The sequence below is a fragment of the Janthinobacterium sp. SUN211 genome (assembly GCF_030587315.1).
Classification (GTDB): Bacteria; Pseudomonadota; Gammaproteobacteria; order Burkholderiales; family Burkholderiaceae_D; genus Janthinobacterium; species Janthinobacterium kumbetense.
The window spans coordinates 203,075-220,957 of the sequence record NZ_JAPWIC010000010.1 but is presented as its reverse complement, the minus strand read 5'-3'; the positions used below and the strand labels follow the sequence as shown (position 1 = coordinate 220,957).

The following is a 17,883-nucleotide window of genomic DNA, read 5'->3' as shown; positions in this document are numbered from 1 at the left end:
GCAATGGCAATATTTTGAATGCAAACGCGCCATGCGCGAACTCTTTACACCCGTGAACCAATGAAAAACATCACCGTCGAATATCGCCATAACTTCCCCCTCGATCCGCTCGATGTCGTCCGTGTCTTCGATCAATCCGGCATCAAGCGTCCGACCGCCAATCTCCCGAGAATCGCGCGCATGTTCGCCGCGCCTTGCCTCTCTCTGTCGGCTTGGGTGGATAATGAGCTGGTGGGGGTGGCCCGCTCGCTGACCGATTATGCGTATTGCTGCTATCTGTCGGACCTGGCCGTCGACCAGCGGTACCAGGGGCTGGGTATCGGCAAGGAACTTGTCAAGCGTACCCAGGCCATCCTCGGCGACGACGTGTCCTTGATACTGCTCTCCGCCCCGGACGCCATGTCCTACTATCCGACGCTCGGTTTCGAGCCTACCGGCAACGCCTACGTCATCCGGCGCAAACATTGAGCGACCGTTTTAACCATTCCTGCACCTGATGAAACCCGTCTATACCCTCGCCGAAGCCCTGGCAAAAGATCCCGGCCGCGTCGCCAAAACCCAGGCCCTCACCCTCGACAGTGCCAGGCCCCACATGGGCCTGAAGGGCAGGCATGGCTTGTTCGCTTCCGATGTCTGGTGGGAAAGCATCGAGGCACAGCGCCTCCCGACGCAAACCTTGACGGGCATCATCGAACGCACGTATTTCGCGGGCCAGGACAGCCGCCGTGGCGATCAGGTCAACAGCTTCACCTTGCGCCTGGCGGATGGCTCGGCAGTGGACGAAAGCATCTACATAAACCACAAGCAAGACATCAAGCTGTTCGTGCCTGGCGCGATGGTGACGATGGTCTACGCGCAAGATGAGCTGAAGGCACAGCCGGCCGCCGACGGCGGCGTCAATGTGGCGCGTATCGTGCTGGAAGTGGCCGTTTCTACGCGATAAGGCGATTATATGCAGTTGATACGGCTACCCCAAGCCTCCTGTTTCCCGTCAAAGCCATCTCTTTAATTTTGCATTAAATTAAGGATACTTTATGGCGGAGGCGAGATGGATGACGAACTCAGCGGTGAAAAATGGGGACGAAAATTTCCAGGCAGTACTAACACGAGGGATTTATCAGGAAATTTTCGTCTGGCCGTAGAAGATTTTCTGTATGCAATGAAAGAGGCGGGGATCAGGGTTGCAATCAATGCCACTTATAGACCACCGCAACGCTCTTACCTGATGCATTATGCCTGGAGACTCGCAAGAAAACAGCTGGATCCCCAACACATCCCAAAAATGGTGGGGGTGAATATCGAGTGGGATCATGGTGAAATGGACGCATCTGTCAAGGCTGCCAAGGCGATGTTGATTGTCTTGCAGATTAATCATTTGCCCATAAAGCCTGCACTACGCTCGCAACACAATTCTGGCCTTGCGATTGATATGGATGTGGTGTGGAGCGGAACGGTGGAGGTGAAAGATGCGAGCGGTAATCTGGTGAAGATTGCCACTTTGCCGAGAACCGGCATGAACAGGCAACTTATCGCGGTCGCTGCGACATATGGGGTCAAGAAATACAACGGACCTGGAAGCGACCGGCCACACTGGTCTAATAACGGCTATTAAAGGAAAATCATGCGCGATTTTTTCCTGATAGTGCCAGTTTATTTTGTTCTCTCTTTCGCTTTTTCAGCCGAGCCACTCCCCAAGGATGTCAGCAGGTTTATCTATAACGCAGAAGCATGCGCGCACCTGGCGGGAGAGTTTGATGGGGAGCTACCCAAGCGGCAGCAGGATGACATTCTCAAGAGCATACACCAATACTGCAAGGCGGCGAAAAATCAGCTGAGAATTCTCAAGATGAAATATCGGGGCAATGCCAGGATGATGAAGGTCATCGAGAGTAATGCGAATGATGCGGTGACCAGTTATGAAAGGGAATGATGGTTATCTTTGGATGGCATAGTCTGGTCTTTGGGTGAACGTCAGGCGCAAGCTACCGCCACAGCAATCTTCGCAAATTTGACTTGAGCAAATTTCTAGCTGAAATTGGTTTGACCTCCCCCCGCGCCAGGTCTAGAGTCATCAACAAGACCTAACCGACCCCGGCGCCCACACCATGGCCAAGCCTTTTCCCTTGAACCCGAAGAACCCCGAACGCATCTGCTGGGGGTGCGACAAGTATTGTCCGCCGGATGCCATGCGCTGCGGCAATGGTTCCGAACGCACGCAGCATCCGATCGAGCTGTTTGGCGAAGGCTGGAATGACTGGGGGCTGGCGGCGACGGACAAGGACGACAAGGACGAGAACCAGCCCTGACGGCAAGCGCAGCACGCGGCGCGCCGCTACAATCTCTTCATCGCGTCCGCGCTGAGGAGTCTCCATGCAAGAAACCCTGTCCCGCTGGCTGGCAAGCAGCGCCGGCGATGTCCGGTTCGTCGAGCACCCGGCCGTGCACACCATCGATGAAGCACTGATTCACGTGCCAGCCATGCCTGGCCTGATGGTAAAGAATCTGTTCGTGCGCGATGCAAAGGGCCGCCGGCATTTCCTCGTCATCGTGCCTTTCGACAAGCGTATCGACTTGGCGGCGCTGGGGCGCTTGTTGCCAGTCAGTAAGCTGAGCATGGCTACGCCCGAACGCCTGCTGCAGCACCTGGGCATCACGCCTGGCTCCGTCAGCCTGTTTGCCTTGCTGCATGACAGTGCGCAGGCGGTGGAACTGGTGCTGGACCAGGCCGTGTGGGAAGCGGACTCTGTGCAAGCTCATCCGCTGCGCAACACGGCCACGGTGGCGCTGTCGCATGCCACCCTGGTCCGTTTCCTCGCGCAGACGGGACACGTGCCCCGCATCATGAGTGTCCCCGCGGCTCCATGATGCTCAATGCCCGGCCATGGGCGCGCCGCCGCTGCGCCGTCCCGGCCGGAAACCATGCGCGCGGGCCGACCAGACGATCGCAAAGGCCAGCACCAGCAAGCTGACCATGGTCCACGGGAAGGCGCCCGCGCCCCAGGTGTCCAGCAAGGCGCCGCCTGTCACGCCCGCTGCCGCGATGGCCCCATTCCACGCCACCACATTCATCGACAAGGCCACGTCGGCGCCGCTGCCGGCCGTGTCGGCCAGCGCCGTCTGCAACAGCGTTGCCGCGCCGCCAAAGGACAAGCCCCAGACGGCCATGCCTAGGTAAATGACAATGGGAAACTGTGACGCGATGCCCAGCACGAGGGCCGTGGCGCCGAACACGGCCAGACTGGCCAGCACGGCGGCGCGCAGGTGGCGCTCGACCAGCTTGCCCGTGATCCAGATGCCGGCCATGGCGGCGACGCCGAAGACGAGTAGGACCAGGTCGACCCGCTCCGTCAATCCGGCCGGCGCCACGAACGGGGCGATGTAGGTGTAGAGGATATTGTGCGCCAGCATCCAGGCGATGACGACGGCCAGCACGGGGCGCACGCCCGGCGTCGTGAAGACGCGGCGCAGGGGCAGGCGTTCATGGATGGACTGGCCCGGATAGTCCGGCACCTTCGCCAGCACCCAGGCGATCAGGATCAATGTCAGGGCGGAAATGATCCAGAACGCGGTGCGCCAGCCGACGAGCGAACCGAGCAAGGTGCCCAGCGGCACGCCCAGGGACAGGGCGACGGGCGCGCCCACCATGGCCAGCGCCAGGGCGCGGCCTTGCTGATGCGGCGCCACCATGCGCCGCGCGTAGCCGGCCAGCAAGCTCCACGCCAGTCCGGCCGCCATGCCGGCAAAGAAGCGGGCCGCCAGGGTCAGCCAGTAGTGGGACGACAGCGCCGTGACGGTATTGAACACGAGAAAGCCGATGATGGTCAGCAACAGCACGTTGCGGCGGCGCCAGCCGCGCGTGGCGATGGTGAGCGGAATGGCTGCCAGCAGGGAGCCGAGGGCATAGGCCGTGACCATTTGCCCGGCAAGTGCGGCGCTGATGCCGAGTCCCGTACTGATCTGCGGCAACAAGCCGGCGGGCAAGGTTTCCGTGACGATGCAGATAAAACCCGTCATGGCCAGGGCCAGCAGGCCGGCGACGGGGAGGCGGTCGGCCAGCGCAGGGCTGGCTCCGGTAGTGATAGTGGCGTGATTCACGGCAAACATCCTTGTCAAGTGATCAGGCGCAGGAGTGCCCCTGACCGTCATTGCGGTATATATGTATCGATCGGTATAAATATAGGCGATGGCGCGCCGCGTTGTCAACGACTTCTGTATCGAGTAGTATGTAAGTAGCATATGGGTAGATGAGAAGGAACGATGGATGGCGCAAATGGGACGGCCGCGCACGTTCGACCGGCAAGCGGCGGTCGAGCAGGCCATGTTTTTATTCTGGCAACAGGGATATGAATCGACGTCCTTGAGCCAGCTTAAGGCGAGCCTGGGCGGCGGCATTTCCGCGCCCAGCTTTTATGCGGCATTCGGCTCGAAGGAAGCGCTGTTCCGCGAAGCGGCGCAATGCTATCTGGACACGTTTGCACGCGTGACGGAATGCCTGTGGGACGACGGCCTGGCGCCGCGCGCAGCCATCGAACTGGCCTTGCGCCAGTCGGCCAGCATGCAGTCCGATGCGGACCACCCGCCCGGCTGCATGGTGGCGCTCGGCTGCATGAGCGCGCCGACGGCCGAGCATGCGGCCGTGGCCGCGCCCCTCACGCAATCGCGCGCCCGCACGCGTGCCGGCTTCGTGCGCTGCGTCGAGCGGGGCATGGCCAGCGGCGAATTGCCTGGTGATATGGATGCCGTGGCGCTGGCGTCCGTCTTCGACAGCTTTCTGTCGGGCGTGGCTATCCAGGCCCGCGATGGCGTGGGCTACGCCGTGCTGGACGGTGCCATCACGCAGATTCTGCGCGTGTGGGATGCCAGCCGCGTGCCGGGCTAGGCGCTAGGCCGTAAAGCGAAATTCCAGCACGTCGTCGCCGTATTTGTCCCTCTCTCCAGTCGAGGTCCAGCCCAAGTAGCGGTAAAAGCCGTACGAGCGCGAAGCGGGGTCGTCGGAGCAGCCGAGGAACAGCCGCTGGTGGCCTTGCGCGCGCAAGTCCGTCATGACCCGTTCCAGCATGGTCTTGCCGATGCCCCGGCCTTCGAATTCCGGCAGCAGGGCCAGGACGACGATTTCGCCCGTGTCGCGCTCGCCAAAGCAGTAGCCGGCCAGCTGGCCGTCATGATGGCAGACGTGGCCAGGCAGGCTGCCCGAATGCATCATTTCCGCCCAGGTGTCGGCCGTGATGCCCACTTCCGCCAGGCGTTCCGCGGACACGGCGTTTTGCCGCGTCCTGCCCCGCAAGTCGATGAAGGCCGGAGTGTCTTCCGCCCTGGCGGGATGGAAGGTAATGGAAGCTGGATGTGTCGTCATGTCATTACTCGCTGGTGTCGTGTCTGTGGCGAAAATGAGGCTGGATAAACCTCATTCCCAGGATTTGCGCATGGTTTGCGCATGGCGTTGCCAGTCAAAGATTTTGCTATTCTCGATTGCCTGCTGGCCAGGATTGCCGCTATCGATGATTTCATCCTTGACGATAATCAAGTCGTTTTTGTCATTCAAGCGGTATTCCCGGTAACGCTCGCAATCCTGTGCGCGCCGGGCGATGGCGATTAATGTGTTGCCCCGCCACGCATAGCTGTCTTCATAAAAGCATTGCGCCGCGCAGCCGCAATTGGGAATGCCCCCTTCGATTCTTTGCTCGGCCATGTTGATGTTCAGATTCGGAATGGCTGACAAGGGTTGATTGAAACGGTATTGCTGCGCTGGCGCATCCCATAACCATACATCGGAACAGCGGATGCGTCCCTGGCTATCCGTGTATCCGGTGACCCACAGGTCGGCATGGCCGTCGAAATTCATGTCCAGCAGCAGCGCGTGCAAATTGCCCGTGCCGCTGCTGCTGCAACTGCCATTCATCCACTGCTTTCCGATTTTCAGCCGATACGTCTGTTTTTCATCGTGATTCGCATAGCGGATATCTGCGGCTTGCCGCACTTTGCCTGTCGCGGCTTTATCCAGGTGCAAGGTACCAGCATAGACCGAGGTGGAAATCAGGGATAAAAGCAGAGCGATCAGTTTCATGGCGATATTTATGGGCTGGCACGAGTGCACAATGCCTGGATTACATCAGGCGGAGAATGATCATACTGCATGAATCCGGCAATGCGCCACACGATTTCCTATCGTGCATTCTGCGCGGAACAGTGCTGTGTACAATGCCAAAAAATCCCCGAATAAGGAATCTTTATGAGCTCCTCTCCTGAATCTTTGAATGAAGCGGGCATTCTCGCTTATAACGACGGTCATTATGCCGAGGCCTTCAAGCAATTCGATGCGGCGGCGCGCACGGGCGATCCGGCCGGCCAGCATTTATTGGCCAGCCTGTATTACCAGGGCCATGGCGTGACGCAGGATTTGCCGAAAGCGGTGGAATTGTTTACGGCGGCCGCGCAGGCGGGTTTCCCGCCGTCGCTGGCCAACCTGGCCCTGATGTATGCGGGCGGCGATGGCGTCGCGCAAGACATGGCGCAATCGCTCGCGTATGGCCGCCAGGCGGCCGAGGCGGGCGATGGCCAGTCGCAATTCAACCTGGCGCAGGCTTACCGCAAGGGGATTGATGTACCGCAAGATTATGCCGAGGCGGCGTTCTGGTACAAGCAGGCGGCCGAAGCCGGTTCCCTGTCGGCGCAGAATGAATACGGCTTGCTGTACGCGCAAGGGCAGGGCGTGGAACTCGATTACGTGCAGGCGTATGCGTGGATCGCCATGCCGGCCGAGGCGGGCAGCGCACAATCGATCAAGAACCGCGACCAGTTGCTGGAAATTCTCACGCCGTCACAGCAGCAGGCGGCGCGCGCTCTGGCCGCGGAGTATGCGGCGCAGTATGGCGTCAATCCCCACTAAAGTAACACCTAACAAAACCTACTGCGCGTCGTAATTTGCGGTCTGCGATGCTCACTGTACCTTCGTACAGTTGCGCTTCTCAACCACAACTTACTTCCGCTCGCTACGGTTTTGTTAGGCGTTGTTATTGGGATTTCCCAGGTAGTTTGCTCAGCACGCCGGCCGCGTCGAGTTCATAGCTGTCGAAATCGCGCGCGAGGAACAGTTCACCCGAGTAATGCAGCCGCGCTTCCGCTTCCAGTTCGGCCATGCCTTCCGCATGGTGATAGCGGGCGCTGAAGTGGGTGAGGATCAGGTTCGGCAAGCGGACCGCTGCGGCGAACTGCGCCACGCGCTGCACGGAACTGTGCGTGGGGCCGGGCCCCACCTTTTGCAGCATGGCTTCCGTGTAGGTGGCTTCATGCACGAGCAATTGCGCATCCGCGCAAGCGTCGGCCAGCAAGGCCGGTGTGTCGTTGTCGCCGCCGACCACCACCGTGGCGCGCTGCGTTTCCGTCTGGCGGAAAGCGGCGGCGCGCAAGAACGTGCCATCGTCGAGCAGCGCATCCTGGCCAGCCTGCAAGAGTCCCCAGGCGGGACCGGGCGGCACGCCGGCCGCCTGTAGGGCCGCCTTGTCCAGCTTCCACCTGCTCGTTTCCAGCGCGAAACGGTAGCCGACGCTCGGTGCGCGGTGCGACAGCGCGTGGCGCGAGACGGTCAAGCCCGCTTCCTCGTAGACCACTGGCGCGCTGTCCACGTCGATGTGGATCAGCGGATACGTCAGGAACAGTTCCGTGTGCAGCAGGGTCGCGTCGATCCAGGCCTTGATGGCGGCCGGGGCGATCAGCAGCAAGGGCTTCTTGCGCCCCGTCATCGAGGCGCTGGCCAGCAAGCCCGGCAGTCCATAGCTGTGGTCGCCATGCACGTGGGTGATGCAGATGCCCACCAGGTCGTGCACAGACAGGGGCAGGCGCTGCAGCCGGTGCTGCGTGGCTTCGCCGCAATCGATCATCCACCAGTCGCGGTTGTGCGTCGTTTGCAGGGCCAGCGACGTGACGTTGCGGTAGCGCGTGGGCACGCCGGAAGACGTGCCGAGAAAAGTCAGTTTGAACATGGGCGCATTATGCGGCAAGCCAACGCCGTTGCCAACGCGCCAGTCTTCAGCTTGCCAATGGCGCGCGCAATTTGTCCTTGTAGATGCGGCCGTTCTTCATGATCAGCAGCAGGTTTTCTTCCGGCTGGGCGAGGAAATCGAGGTTTTTCGCAGGGTCGCCATCGGCCACCAGCAAGTCGGCCAGCGCGCCCGCGGCCAGCTTGCCCAAGGTGCCAGGGTAGGGCGAGCGCTGGCCGGACAGGGCCAGCAGTTCGCCATTTTGCCCCGTCGCCTGCGCCAGCAAGGTCAATGGGTCGTAAAAGCGCGTGAGTTTCGCCAGCTGGCGGCCTTGCGTGGGCGTGTTTTTCGCGTTGAACAGGATATCCGTGCCCCAGCCCGTCTTGATGCCGTACTTTTGCGCCAGAGCATACGCCCTCACCGTTCCTTCGGATACGATCCTCTGGCTGGCCTTGCGCGCTGCATCGGGATACACATTGCTGTCTTCATCCTGCAGGAACGGTTGCAGGCTCCACCACGTGCCCGTGTCGCGCATCAGGCGCGCGGAGTCGTCGTCCGCCAGCTGGCCGTGCTCGATGCTGCGCACGCCTGCGCGGATGGCCCGCTGTATGCCTTTCGGCGTGTAGACGTGGGTCATCACATACGTGCCCCAGTCGGCGGCCGCTTCCACGCCGGCGCGCAGTTCGCGCTCCGAATACTGCGTGCTGTCGAGCGGGTCGTACATGGAGGCGACGCCGCCGCCCGCCATCATCTTGATTTGCGTCGCGCCCAGCATCAGCTGCTCGCGCACGCGGCGCAGCACTTCCGCCTCGCCATCGGCGATCATGGCCATGCCCGCCGTTTCCGCCATGCCCAGCGGCGCATTCGCCGCGCGGGGGATGTCGGAGCGCAAACGGAAGTCGCCATGGCCCGACGTTTGCGAAATCATGGCGCCGGACGGAAAGATGCGGGGGCCATCGACGATGCCTTCATCGATGGCGCGCTGCAATGCAAACGCGGGGCCGCCCGGATCGCGCACGGACGTAAATCCCCGCAGCAGGGTGCGCTGCGCTTCCTGCGCCGCCACCAGGTACAGATAGCCGATATCGGACGTCATGGCCGTCACCTGGTTGATGGCGGCCAGCATGGTGTGCCAGTGGGCGTCGATCAGGCCCGGCATCACCAGCTTGCCCTGGCAATCGATCACTTGCGCGCCGTCCACCCTCTCGCCGGCCGGCAACAGGGCGGTAATGGTCGGGCCCGTCACCAGCACGTGGATGCCGGAACGGGGCGCCTTGCCCGTGCCGTCGAACAGGCGCAGATTGGTCAGCAGCAGGGGGCGCTGGGGCGTTTGCGCTTGCTGGGCGATGGCGTTGCTGGTGGACAAGCCGACGAAGGGCGCCAGCATGGCGGCCGCGCCGCCGAGAAATTGCCGGCGCCGCATGTCCGCCATGACCCGCTGGTGCAGGATGGTGAAGACGGTGCCGCCGCAGTCGCAGGCGCGCGGCTTCAAGCCGCCCGTTTGCCATGTATCCATCAGATGCTGCTCCTGTGCCAGGGCCATTGCGGTCATCCTTTCATCGCTGCCGCGCCGTGTGCCGGCACGCGGACAAAGTTAATTAATGGAAACAATGACCATTGAAAGCCCGCAGCGATGGCAAGTCAAGCGTGCACTTGCTTTACAGCAAAGAATGCAGCATCGGATTCTCAAGGTGCATGCTGGCAGCTATCTTCGCCCGCCGTGTAATCGACAAAGCCGTCGCGCCGGCAAAAGCTGGCCAGTTGCATGCCGGCCTGGCGCGCGATGCGGATGGCCAGCGAGGTGGGCGCCGAGATGGTGGCGACGAGTCCGATATGCATGCGTGCCGACTTGCGCACCAGTTCATAGCTGGCGCGGCTGGACAGGAAGACGAAGCCGTCGTGCATGGCGATGCGGTGCAGCGCCAGGTAGCCGATCAGCTTGTCGAGGCCGTTATGCCGGCCCACGTCCTCGAACACCTTCACGATGGCGCCCTCGGCCGTGCACCAGGCGGCCGCATGTACGCCGCCCGTCTTGTGCATCAGCTCCTGGTAAGGCAGCAGTTCGCGCGCGGCGCGGCCGAGGATGGCGCTGCTGGCCACCAGCGGCGGCAGGGGACGCGTGATCTTTTCCGGCACCAGGTCCAGCAGGGCCAGGCTTTCGATGCCGCACACGCCGCAGCCCGTGCGCCCGGTCAGCGCGCGGCGGCGGGCCTTGAGCTTGATCAAATCCGGCTGCGCGATGGTCAGCCGCACTTCCGCGCTATCCTCGCCGCAGCACACGTCGAGGTCGTAGATGTCGCGCACGCTGCCGACGATGCCTTCGGTCAAGGTAAAGCCGACGGCGAATTCCTCGAGGTCGCGCGGCGTGGCCATCATCACGGCGTGGGCGATGCCGTTGTAGACGAGAGCCACGGGATACTCCTCGGCCACCATGTCGCGGCCCGCCGTGGCCACGCCCCCCTGGTGGCGCACCATGGGAACGTCCAGGTAGCCGTCGCGTTCGATGGTGGTGATGTCGCATTCCATGATAGGTATCCTCCAGTTAATCGATCTGATAGCGCGGGCAGGGCCGTATCGAGGGCGGCAGCGGGTCGCCATGCAATTCCAGCAGCGAGCGTTCCGTTTCCCGCGTCATGGCGTTCAGGGCCAGGCAGTTGGGCGCCAGGCCGAACGGTTCGGCGATCTGCTGCGCGATGGCTTCCAGCGCAAACAGGGTGTAGGCGACGAAGACGGAAATGAGGGGCGTGGCCACGCCGATGGCGTCCACCAGTCCCAGCGGCAACAGGAAGCAGTACATGTAGACGGTGCGGTGCACCAGCACGCCGTATGGATACGGGATCGGCGTGTTCTTGATGCGCTCGCAGCCGGCCACGGTGGCGGCCAAGTCGTTGAGCTGGGTGTCGAGCATCCACAGCAGCTGCGTCTGGCCCCCCTGGCGCTGCACGGCGTCGTGCAGCATGGCGCGTACCGCATGCAGGATGGCGACGGGCTTGAAGTTGACGCCCTGCAAGCGCTGCACGTCCTCGGCCGGCAGGTAGCGCAGCAGGTCTTCCTGCGGGTCCGTCTGGCGCAGCTGGTGCTTGAGCGCGTAGACGAAGGCGACCAGGCGGCGCAGCAGCAACTCGTGGTCCAGGCCGCTCGTTTCCTGCGGCAGATACGTGAGCGCCTGCGAAGCGAGGGCCCGCGCGGCGATCAGCAATTGCCCCCAGATATGCCGCGCCTCGACGAAGCGCGCATAGCTGGCGTTATTGCGAAAGCCGAGAAAGATCGCCAGGCTGATGCCGACCATGGGAAACGGCGCCGTATCGAGCGGAATCTTGACGCCGAAGATACGGCCATCCGTCAGCAAGGCCAGCGAACTGACGACCAGCATCAGCAGCAATTGCGGGATGATGGCTTGCAGCACCGAGCCATCCCAGACAAACAGCATGCGGAACCAGTTGGTGGTGGGGCGAATGATCATGATGGAAGACGCATGCTGTGATGTGAATCAATGTTTCCGGGGCACGACTTTGCCCTCGAAGACGTAATATTGGAACAGGTTGTAGCCGATCATGATCGGCAGCATCGTGCCCATGCCGATCAGCATGAAGATCAGGGTCGGCTCATCGGATGCGGCCGCCGCGATGCTCAGCTTGCCCGGCACCAGGTCGGGGAAGAAGCTGATGGCCAGGCCCGCGAACGACGCCAGGAACAGCACGATGGCGCCGCGGAAGGGGCCGCGCACGCCGTTCACATGCACGGCCCACAGGATGTAGATGAAGGCGCTGGCGGCGATGGCGGCCAGGGCCAGCAGCACGCCGAACACGCCCGGCTGTGCCCAGCGGTCGTGGCCGATGGCGCTGAAGACCATGGTGCCGGCCGACAGCACGATGGCGGCCGCGACCGTCGCCAGCACGCTGGTGGTCGCGTAGCGGCGCGCCGCCGCTTCCAGCAGGCCGCCCGTCTTCTTGATCAGATACGTGCTGCCCAGCAGGCAATAGCCGGCCACGACGCCCAACGCCGTACAGGCCGTGAAGATGCCGCTCAGCCAGCCCGGCTGCAAGCCCGTGATGACCTCGCCCAGCACCACGCCTTGCGCCACGGCGGCCAGCAGGCTGCCCACGCCGAAGACCACGTCCCACAGGCGCTTGTTGCCGGCAGCGTGGCGGAACTCGATCGAGGCGCCGCGCATGATCAGGCTGGCGATCAGCAGCATGATGGGAATGTACAGCTGTTCCAGCAAGGTGGCGTAAGCGCTGGGAAAGGCGCCGAACAGGGCGCCGCCCACCACCACCAGCCAGGTTTCGTTGGCGTCCCACACGTGGGCGATCGATTGGAAGATCAGGTTGCGTTCCTGCTCGCGGCGGGTGAACAGGCTGAGGATGCCCACGCCCAGGTCGAAGCCGTCCGTGACGACGTAAAAGATCAGCATCAGGCCGATCAAGCCGAACCAGGCATTGCCCAGCATGGCATGCGAATTCATATCCATTACATACTCCTAGTCAGATGGCGGCGCATTTCAATACCCCACGGCATGGGCGGCGTCCGGCAGCGGCAGCGCCACGTCCGGGCCTTGTTGCAACCATTTCTTTGCGAACACAAAGAAGGTGAGGAACAGCACGACGTAAAACACGGCAAACATCAGCATGCTGCCGGCCACGGCATGGGCCGCCACGTCGGAGACGGCGTCGCGCGTGCGCAGCAAGCCGTACACGACCCACGGCTGGCGTCCCACTTCGCGCACGATCCAGCCGCACTCGACGGCGATGTAGGGCAGCGGAATCGTCAGCACCCAGGCCAGCAGCAGCTTGCGGTTGCGCACGAACTCCTGCACCCGTCCACCCACCTTGCGCCAAGCCACGAAGGTCCAGAACGACAGCAGCACGAACCACATGCCGATGCCGGCCATGGCGCGGAAGGCGTAGTACAGCAGCGGCAGCATGGGCGGCTGGTCTGCGCGGGCGATGTCGGCCAGGCCCGTGATCTTGCCCGTGGCGCTATGCGTGGCGATCACGCTGAGCATGCCGGGCACTTCGACGGACCAGTCATTCTTTTGCTCCGCCTGGTTGGGCCAGGCCAGCAAGGACCAGGCCGCGCCCTCGCCATCGCGGTTCGTGTGCCAGTGGCCTTCGATGGCCGCGCCCTTGGCGGGCTGGGTCTTGAAGACGTCGACGCCGCTGGAATCGCCGAGCCACACTTGCAACGGTGCAATGACCAGCAGCAACATCAGCGCCAGCTTGAACGAGCGGGCGAAGAAGGCCGGTTCGCGGCGCTTGAACATATACCAGGCGGAAATGCCGGCGATGACAAACAAGCCCGTTTCCACGGCCGCCACCCACATGTGGCCCACGGCCCAGGCCATGTCGGGATTGAAGATGGCGGCCACGTAATCGGTGACGATGATCTTGCCGTCGACTACGCGCACGCCAGCCGGCGTCTGCATCCAGGAATTGGCGACCATGATCCAGAACGAGGAAATGCTGGACCCCAGCGCCACCATGCCGGTGGCAAACAGGTGCACGCCCTTCGGTACGCGGCCCCAGCCGAACATCATGACGCCGATGAAACCCGCTTCCAGCATGAAGGCCATGGCACCCTCGAAGCCGAGGATGTTGCCGATGAACTGGCCGGAATGGTGCGAAAACGGCGCCCAGTTGGTGCCGAACTGGAATTCCAGGGGAATCCCGCTGACGACGCCGACGGCAAAGTTCAGCACCAGCAACTTGCTCCAGAAGCGAGCGTGGCGGTAGTAAACGGGGTCGCTGGTGCGCAGCCACAGCGCCTCGACGACGAACAGGAACAGCGACAGGCTGATCGTCAGGATGGGCCACAGGATGTGGAAGATGGCCGTCATCGCAAATTGTGCGCGCGACAGGTCCAGGGTATCGAAACCGAACATGGCGTTCTCCTGTTCAGCTGACTGCGGCCGAAGGCGACAGCAGCACGGGGATGGATTTGAAGGTCGGCGTGCGCGAACCGTAGCCGACGCTGTCGAGCGGCACCAGCGGATTGGTTTCCGGGTAGTAGGCGCCGATGCAGCCGCGGGGAATGTCGTACTCGACCAGCAGGAAGCGGTCGGCGCGGCGTGCTATGCCGTCGTGCCACACGCCGATCAGGTCGACCCAGTCGCCGGCCGCAAAGCCCAGCATGGCCAGGTCGTCCTTGTTGATGAAGACGACGCGGCGCTGGCCGAAGACGCCACGGTAGCGGTCGTCCATGGCGTAGATGGTGGTGTTGTACTGGTCGTGCGAACGCGTCGTCATCAGCACCATCAGGCGCTCGCCATATTGCTGGCGCGCACGGTGGATCGGCGTGTCCAGTTCCACGGCGTTGACGAGGAATTGCGCCTTGCCGCTTTCCGTCTTCCACACCCGTTCGCGCGAGGCGATTTCCAGGTGGAAACCACCCGGTTTGGCCACGCGCAAGTTGTAGTCGAAAAAGTCGTCGAACACTTGCTCGATGGAATCGCGCAGCAAGGCATAGTTGCCGGAATAGCGCAGCCAGTCGATCTTTTCGCTGCCCAGGGTCGATTGCGCCATGCCGGCCACGATGGCGATTTCCGAACGCAGATTGGGCGAGGCGGGCTGGTTCATGCCGAACGAGATATGCACCATGCTCATCGAGTCTTCCACCGTCACGCCTTGCGCCACGCCCGACTGCACGTCGATTTCCGTGCGGCCCAGGGTGGGCAGGATCAGCGCATCCTTGCCGTGCACGAGGTGACTGCGGTTGAGCTTGGTGGCGATGTGCACGGTCAGGTCGCACGAGCGCAGCGCATCCCAGGTGCGCGGCGTGTCCGGCGTGGCCATGGAGAAATTGCCGCCCAGGGCGACGAACACTTTCACCTTTTTCTCCAGCATGGCCTCGATGGTGCCGACGGCGTCATAGCCGTGGTGGCGCGGCGGTTCGAAGTTGAAGACGAGACCCAGGCGGTCGAGGAATTCCTTGGTCGGCTGTTCCTCGATGCCCATGGTGCGGTCGCCCTGCACGTTCGAGTGGCCGCGCACGGGGCACAGGCCCGCGCCGCGCTTGCCGATATTGCCGCGCATCATCATCAAGTTCGACAGGATTTGCACGGTGGCCAGCGAATTCTTGTGCTGCGTCACGCCCATGCCCCAGGTCGAAATGACGGCCTTGCCCTTCACATAGATCTGCGTCAATTCTTCGATCTTGTCGCGCGCCACGCCCGATTCGGCCAGCAGCAAGTCCCAGCTTTCCGCGCGCAGGTCGGCGGCGAAGGCGTCGAAGCCGCTCGTGTGTTCGGCGATGAAATCGCAGTCGAGCACGCGCTCCTGGCCATGGGCGACGGCTTCATCATCGAGTTCGACGACGCGCTTGGCCATGGCCTTGATCAGCGCAAAGTCGCCGCCCAGGGTGGGGCAGATGAACAGCGAGCAGATGTTCGTGCTGCCGCCCGTCAGCATTTCCAGCGGATGCTGGGGGCTGGTGAAGCGCTCCAGGCCCCGCTCGTGCAGCGGGTTGATGGAAACGATGGTGGCGCCGCGGCGCGATGCTTCGCGCAATTCGCCCAGCATGCGCGGGTGGTTGGTGGCCGGGTTCTGGCCGAACAGCAGCAGGGTGTCCGCATGCTCGAAGTCGTCCAGCAGCACCGTGCCCTTGCCGATGCCCACCGTTTCCGGCAAGCCGCGGCTCGTCGCTTCGTGGCACAGGTTGGAACAGTCGGGGAAGTTGTTCGTGCCGTAGGCGCGCACGAACAGTTGATACAGGAAAGCCGCTTCGTTGCTGGCGCGGCCCGACGTGTAGAAGGCGGCCTGGTTCGGGTCGTCCAGCGCGTGCAGGTGGTGCGCCACGAGGGCGAAGGCGTCGTCCCAGGAAATGGCCTGGTATTTGTCGCTGGCGGCGTCGTACACCATGGGGTCCGTCAAGCGGCCATGTTGTTCCAGATCATAGTCCGACTGCTCCATCAATGCGGTGACCGTGTGCTCCTCGAAAAATTCCGGGCGCACGCGCTTGCTCGTCGATTCGGCGGCCACGGCCTTGACGCCGTTTTCGCAGAATTCGAACGTGGACGCGTGTTCGCGGTCGGGCCAGGCGCAGCCGGGACAGTCGAAGCCGTCGGGCTGGTTTTGCTCGAACAGCGAACGGTAATTGCCCGCGCTGACTTTTTCCTTGAACAGGTTGATGGCCACGTACTTGAGGGCACCCCAACCGGCCGCGGCATGGGTGTAGGGCGCGATGCGCGCGTTGGACTTTGGCTTGCTCATGATGACTCTCCTGATGATATGCGATGGGACAATCACATGGTAGGGGCGGCGGCTTGCCCCGTAGGCGCACAGTTCCGGACAAAAAAACAGAGTACAGATGGCAAGATGACGATGCCGGTCGCGCCGGCGCCGGCCGTGATCTATGATGTGGACAGGGAGAAAAAACATGCACAAGGAAGACAAGGAAGACGGCATTGACGCGGCCCTGATAGCGCTGCTGGCGCTGCTGTGGGAAGCGCGGCAGGAGGCGCCGGAGAAGCCGTGGTCGCTGGCCAAGCTGGCCAAGCGGGCGGGGGTACAGATGAGCACTTTGTTGCGCCAGCTCAATGCGCTGTCCAGCGCGGGACTGGTGAGCGTGACGACGGCCGAGAGCGGCGGCGGCAGCGCGCTGCTCAGCGCGGCGGGCGCGGAACTGTGCGCCACGGTGTTTGCGGCACCGCCTCCGCCAGCGCAGTAGGAGCACAGTCCCGCGCGTCTGTACTCTATCGGCCGGAGCCGGACTGTACCTCTTTGCCTGCCCCCATTCGTCCTATGCTACTTCCAGACGAATGCCTATCGAGGGGAAGCACCATGAACACCATCCTGTATCCGCAGCCGGCGCTCCGGCAGCCAGACCATATCGAACCGTGCGTGGATATGCTGGGCCGCCCCCTGACGGATTTGCGCATTTCCGTGATCGACCAGTGCAACTTCCGCTGCACCTATTGCATGCCGGCCGAGCTGTACCCCAGCGATTACCCGTTTCTGCCGTCCAGCGAGCGCCTGTCCTTCGCGCAGATCGAGACGATGGCGCGCGCCTTCGTGCGTCTGGGCGTCGACAAGATCCGCATCACGGGCGGCGAGCCGCTGCTGCGCAAGAACCTGGAACAGCTGATCGAGGCGCTGGCGAAACTGACCACGCCGGACGGGCGCGCCGTGAGCATCGCGCTGACGACGAATGGCAGCTTGCTGGCGGCCAAGGCGCGTTCGCTCAAGGATGCGGGCCTGGAGCGGGTCACCGTCAGCCTCGACAGCCTCGATAACGGCATTTTCCAGCGCATGAATGGCGTCGACTTTCCCGTCGAAAAAGTGCTGCACGGCATTGAGGTAGCGCAAGCCGTGGGCTTGACTCCCGTGAAGGTTAACATGGTGGTGCAGAAAGGCGTCAACGACAGCCAGATCGTGCCGCTGGCGCGCCATTTCCGCCACACGGGCGTGGTGCTGCGCCTGATCGAATTCATGGACGTGGGCGGCATCGGCGCCTGGTCGCGCACGCATGTCGTCACGTCCGAGGCGGCGCGCGCGCTGATCGCCGCCGAGTTCCCCCTCGTGTCGCTGGGCGAAGGCAAGCCTGTCTCGCACGAAACGGCCAGCCGCTACCGTTATCTGGATGGCGGCGGCGAAGTGGGCTTCATTTCCAGCGTGTCGCAGCCGTTCTGCGGCGACTGCAGCCGCGTGCGCGTGTCGTCGGACGGCAAGCTGTTTACGTGCTTGTTCGCCCAGGACGGCCTCGACCTGCGGCCCCGGCTTGATTCCGCGCAAGGTCTGGAAAACCTGTTGCGCCAGCACTGGCAGCGCCGTGGCGACCGCTATTCGGAAGTGCGCGGCGCACTGGCCCAGCTGGGCGGGCGCAAGCAGTATCCCACCGTGCGAATGTCGCTGGTGGGCGGATAACTGGTTTGCAACGCCTAGCAAAACCGTAGCGAGCGGAAGTAAGTTGT

20 protein-coding genes are annotated in these 17,883 nt (G+C 62.8%); 10 read left to right on the top strand and 10 right to left on the bottom strand.

Translation table 11 applies throughout. The annotated features are described in order from the left end of the window. The first annotated feature begins 60 nt into the window (after positions 1 to 60). From O3301_RS26505 to O3301_RS26480, 6 genes are all read left to right on the top strand, one after another. A complete protein-coding gene (locus tag O3301_RS26505) occupies positions 61 to 468 on the top strand; it encodes a GNAT family N-acetyltransferase (protein WP_305057926.1) in 408 nt (135 codons plus the stop codon). 28 nt (positions 469 to 496) lie between these two features. After that, positions 497 to 943, top strand: a complete 447-nt coding sequence (locus O3301_RS26500) for a hypothetical protein (protein ID WP_305057925.1) — start codon at positions 497 to 499, stop codon at positions 941 to 943. A 105-nt stretch (positions 944 to 1,048) separates the two neighbouring features. Beyond that, positions 1,049 to 1,612 (top strand): hypothetical protein, encoded by a 564-nt coding sequence (locus O3301_RS26495; RefSeq protein ID WP_305057924.1) that lies wholly within the window; start codon positions 1,049 to 1,051, stop codon positions 1,610 to 1,612. A 9-nt stretch (positions 1,613 to 1,621) separates the two neighbouring features. Continuing rightward, entirely contained in the window at positions 1,622 to 1,930 is a 309-nt protein-coding gene (locus O3301_RS26490) for a hypothetical protein (RefSeq protein ID WP_251350828.1), read from the top strand. 175 nt (positions 1,931 to 2,105) lie between these two features. Next, positions 2,106 to 2,306, top strand: coding sequence for a DUF3079 domain-containing protein (locus O3301_RS26485; protein ID WP_305057923.1), 201 nt, complete (start codon positions 2,106 to 2,108; stop codon positions 2,304 to 2,306). A gap of 64 nt (positions 2,307 to 2,370) precedes the next feature. Next, the gene (locus O3301_RS26480) at positions 2,371 to 2,865 is read left to right on the top strand and encodes a prolyl-tRNA synthetase associated domain-containing protein (protein ID WP_305057922.1); all 495 of its coding nucleotides are present in this window, start codon (positions 2,371 to 2,373) and stop codon (positions 2,863 to 2,865) included. A gap of 3 nt (positions 2,866 to 2,868) precedes the next feature. Here O3301_RS26480 and O3301_RS26475 read toward each other — a convergent pair whose 3' ends face one another. Next, a complete protein-coding gene (locus tag O3301_RS26475) occupies positions 2,869 to 4,014 on the bottom strand; it encodes an MFS transporter (protein WP_305057954.1) in 1,146 nt (381 codons plus the stop codon). Positions 4,015 to 4,261: 247 nt separating this feature from the next. Here O3301_RS26475 and O3301_RS26470 point away from each other — a divergent pair, with 247 nt between their 5' ends. Further along, positions 4,262 to 4,879, top strand: a complete 618-nt coding sequence (locus O3301_RS26470) for a TetR/AcrR family transcriptional regulator (protein WP_305057921.1) — start codon at positions 4,262 to 4,264, stop codon at positions 4,877 to 4,879. 3 nt (positions 4,880 to 4,882) lie between these two features. Here O3301_RS26470 and O3301_RS26465 read toward each other — a convergent pair whose 3' ends face one another. Then, positions 4,883 to 5,353 carry a GNAT family N-acetyltransferase gene (locus tag O3301_RS26465; protein WP_305057920.1) on the bottom strand — a complete coding sequence of 157 codons (471 nt, stop codon included), beginning with the start codon at positions 5,351 to 5,353 and terminating at the stop codon, positions 4,883 to 4,885. A gap of 51 nt (positions 5,354 to 5,404) precedes the next feature. Beyond that, positions 5,405 to 6,064, bottom strand: a complete 660-nt coding sequence (locus O3301_RS26460; protein WP_305057919.1) for a hypothetical protein — start codon at positions 6,062 to 6,064, stop codon at positions 5,405 to 5,407. A gap of 165 nt (positions 6,065 to 6,229) precedes the next feature. Here O3301_RS26460 and O3301_RS26455 point away from each other — a divergent pair, with 165 nt between their 5' ends. Beyond that, a complete protein-coding gene (locus O3301_RS26455) occupies positions 6,230 to 6,886 on the top strand; it encodes a tetratricopeptide repeat protein (protein WP_099664930.1) in 657 nt (218 codons plus the stop codon). Positions 6,887 to 7,010: 124 nt separating this feature from the next. Here O3301_RS26455 and O3301_RS26450 read toward each other — a convergent pair whose 3' ends face one another. The 7 genes from O3301_RS26450 to O3301_RS26420 all read right to left on the bottom strand — a co-directional run bounded on the left by O3301_RS26450 (position 7,011) and on the right by O3301_RS26420 (position 16,183). Beyond that, positions 7,011 to 7,979 (bottom strand): ribonuclease Z, encoded by a 969-nt coding sequence (locus O3301_RS26450; protein ID WP_305057918.1) that lies wholly within the window; start codon positions 7,977 to 7,979, stop codon positions 7,011 to 7,013. 46 nt (positions 7,980 to 8,025) lie between these two features. Continuing rightward, positions 8,026 to 9,492 carry an amidohydrolase family protein gene (locus O3301_RS26445; RefSeq protein WP_305057917.1) on the bottom strand — a complete coding sequence of 489 codons (1,467 nt, stop codon included), beginning with the start codon at positions 9,490 to 9,492 and terminating at the stop codon, positions 8,026 to 8,028. A gap of 170 nt (positions 9,493 to 9,662) precedes the next feature. Beyond that, positions 9,663 to 10,502, bottom strand: coding sequence for a formate dehydrogenase accessory sulfurtransferase FdhD (gene fdhD / locus O3301_RS26440; protein WP_305057916.1), 840 nt, complete (start codon positions 10,500 to 10,502; stop codon positions 9,663 to 9,665). A 16-nt stretch (positions 10,503 to 10,518) separates the two neighbouring features. After that, the gene (locus O3301_RS26435; RefSeq protein WP_289906442.1) at positions 10,519 to 11,439 is read right to left on the bottom strand and encodes a bestrophin family protein; all 921 of its coding nucleotides are present in this window, start codon (positions 11,437 to 11,439) and stop codon (positions 10,519 to 10,521) included. A 27-nt stretch (positions 11,440 to 11,466) separates the two neighbouring features. Then, entirely contained in the window at positions 11,467 to 12,447 is a 981-nt protein-coding gene (locus O3301_RS26430; RefSeq protein ID WP_099664926.1) for a cytochrome d ubiquinol oxidase subunit II, read from the bottom strand. Positions 12,448 to 12,477: 30 nt separating this feature from the next. Further along, positions 12,478 to 13,857: a cytochrome ubiquinol oxidase subunit I gene (locus O3301_RS26425; RefSeq protein ID WP_289906444.1), complete on the bottom strand. Its 1,380-nt coding sequence runs from the start codon at positions 13,855 to 13,857 to the stop codon at positions 12,478 to 12,480. A gap of 13 nt (positions 13,858 to 13,870) precedes the next feature. Further along, positions 13,871 to 16,183, bottom strand: coding sequence for an FdhF/YdeP family oxidoreductase (locus O3301_RS26420; protein WP_305057915.1), 2,313 nt, complete (start codon positions 16,181 to 16,183; stop codon positions 13,871 to 13,873). Positions 16,184 to 16,349: 166 nt separating this feature from the next. On the opposite strand from O3301_RS26420, the gene O3301_RS26415 reads away from it, so the two are divergent. Both O3301_RS26415 and moaA read left to right on the top strand, forming a co-directional pair. Beyond that, positions 16,350 to 16,640: a helix-turn-helix domain-containing protein gene (locus O3301_RS26415; RefSeq protein ID WP_305057914.1), complete on the top strand. Its 291-nt coding sequence runs from the start codon at positions 16,350 to 16,352 to the stop codon at positions 16,638 to 16,640. A 113-nt stretch (positions 16,641 to 16,753) separates the two neighbouring features. After that, a complete protein-coding gene (gene moaA / locus O3301_RS26410) occupies positions 16,754 to 17,836 on the top strand; it encodes a GTP 3',8-cyclase MoaA (RefSeq protein WP_305057913.1) in 1,083 nt (360 codons plus the stop codon). Positions 17,837 to 17,883 lie beyond the last annotated feature (47 nt).

Excerpts from the sequence above, each read along its gene's own strand:
- O3301_RS26445 (WP_305057917.1), bottom strand. The coding sequence starts at position 9,492 with ATGGATACATGGCAAACGGGCGGCTTGAAGCCGCGCGCCTGCGACTGC.
- O3301_RS26480 (WP_305057922.1), top strand. The coding sequence starts at position 2,371 with ATGCAAGAAACCCTGTCCCGCTGGCTGGCAAGCAGCGCCGGCGATGTC.
- O3301_RS26495 (WP_305057924.1), top strand. The coding sequence starts at position 1,049 with ATGGATGACGAACTCAGCGGTGAAAAATGGGGACGAAAATTTCCAGGC.
- O3301_RS26435 (WP_289906442.1), bottom strand. The coding sequence starts at position 11,439 with ATGATCATTCGCCCCACCACCAACTGGTTCCGCATGCTGTTTGTCTGG.
- O3301_RS26420 (WP_305057915.1), bottom strand. The coding sequence starts at position 16,183 with ATGAGCAAGCCAAAGTCCAACGCGCGCATCGCGCCCTACACCCATGCC.
- O3301_RS26415 (WP_305057914.1), top strand. The coding sequence starts at position 16,350 with ATGCACAAGGAAGACAAGGAAGACGGCATTGACGCGGCCCTGATAGCG.
- O3301_RS26505 (WP_305057926.1), top strand. The coding sequence starts at position 61 with ATGAAAAACATCACCGTCGAATATCGCCATAACTTCCCCCTCGATCCG.
- fdhD (WP_305057916.1), bottom strand. The coding sequence starts at position 10,502 with ATGGAATGCGACATCACCACCATCGAACGCGACGGCTACCTGGACGTT.
- O3301_RS26465 (WP_305057920.1), bottom strand. The coding sequence starts at position 5,353 with ATGACGACACATCCAGCTTCCATTACCTTCCATCCCGCCAGGGCGGAA.
- O3301_RS26475 (WP_305057954.1), bottom strand. The coding sequence starts at position 4,014 with ATGACGGGTTTTATCTGCATCGTCACGGAAACCTTGCCCGCCGGCTTG.
- O3301_RS26485 (WP_305057923.1), top strand. The coding sequence starts at position 2,106 with ATGGCCAAGCCTTTTCCCTTGAACCCGAAGAACCCCGAACGCATCTGC.
- O3301_RS26500 (WP_305057925.1), top strand. The coding sequence starts at position 497 with ATGAAACCCGTCTATACCCTCGCCGAAGCCCTGGCAAAAGATCCCGGC.
- O3301_RS26430 (WP_099664926.1), bottom strand. The coding sequence starts at position 12,447 with ATGGATATGAATTCGCATGCCATGCTGGGCAATGCCTGGTTCGGCTTG.
- O3301_RS26470 (WP_305057921.1), top strand. The coding sequence starts at position 4,262 with ATGGCGCAAATGGGACGGCCGCGCACGTTCGACCGGCAAGCGGCGGTC.
- O3301_RS26425 (WP_289906444.1), bottom strand. The coding sequence starts at position 13,857 with ATGTTCGGTTTCGATACCCTGGACCTGTCGCGCGCACAATTTGCGATG.
- moaA (WP_305057913.1), top strand. The coding sequence starts at position 16,754 with ATGAACACCATCCTGTATCCGCAGCCGGCGCTCCGGCAGCCAGACCAT.
- O3301_RS26450 (WP_305057918.1), bottom strand. The coding sequence starts at position 7,979 with ATGTTCAAACTGACTTTTCTCGGCACGTCTTCCGGCGTGCCCACGCGC.
- O3301_RS26455 (WP_099664930.1), top strand. The coding sequence starts at position 6,230 with ATGAGCTCCTCTCCTGAATCTTTGAATGAAGCGGGCATTCTCGCTTAT.
- O3301_RS26490 (WP_251350828.1), top strand. The coding sequence starts at position 1,622 with ATGCGCGATTTTTTCCTGATAGTGCCAGTTTATTTTGTTCTCTCTTTC.
- O3301_RS26460 (WP_305057919.1), bottom strand. The coding sequence starts at position 6,064 with ATGAAACTGATCGCTCTGCTTTTATCCCTGATTTCCACCTCGGTCTAT.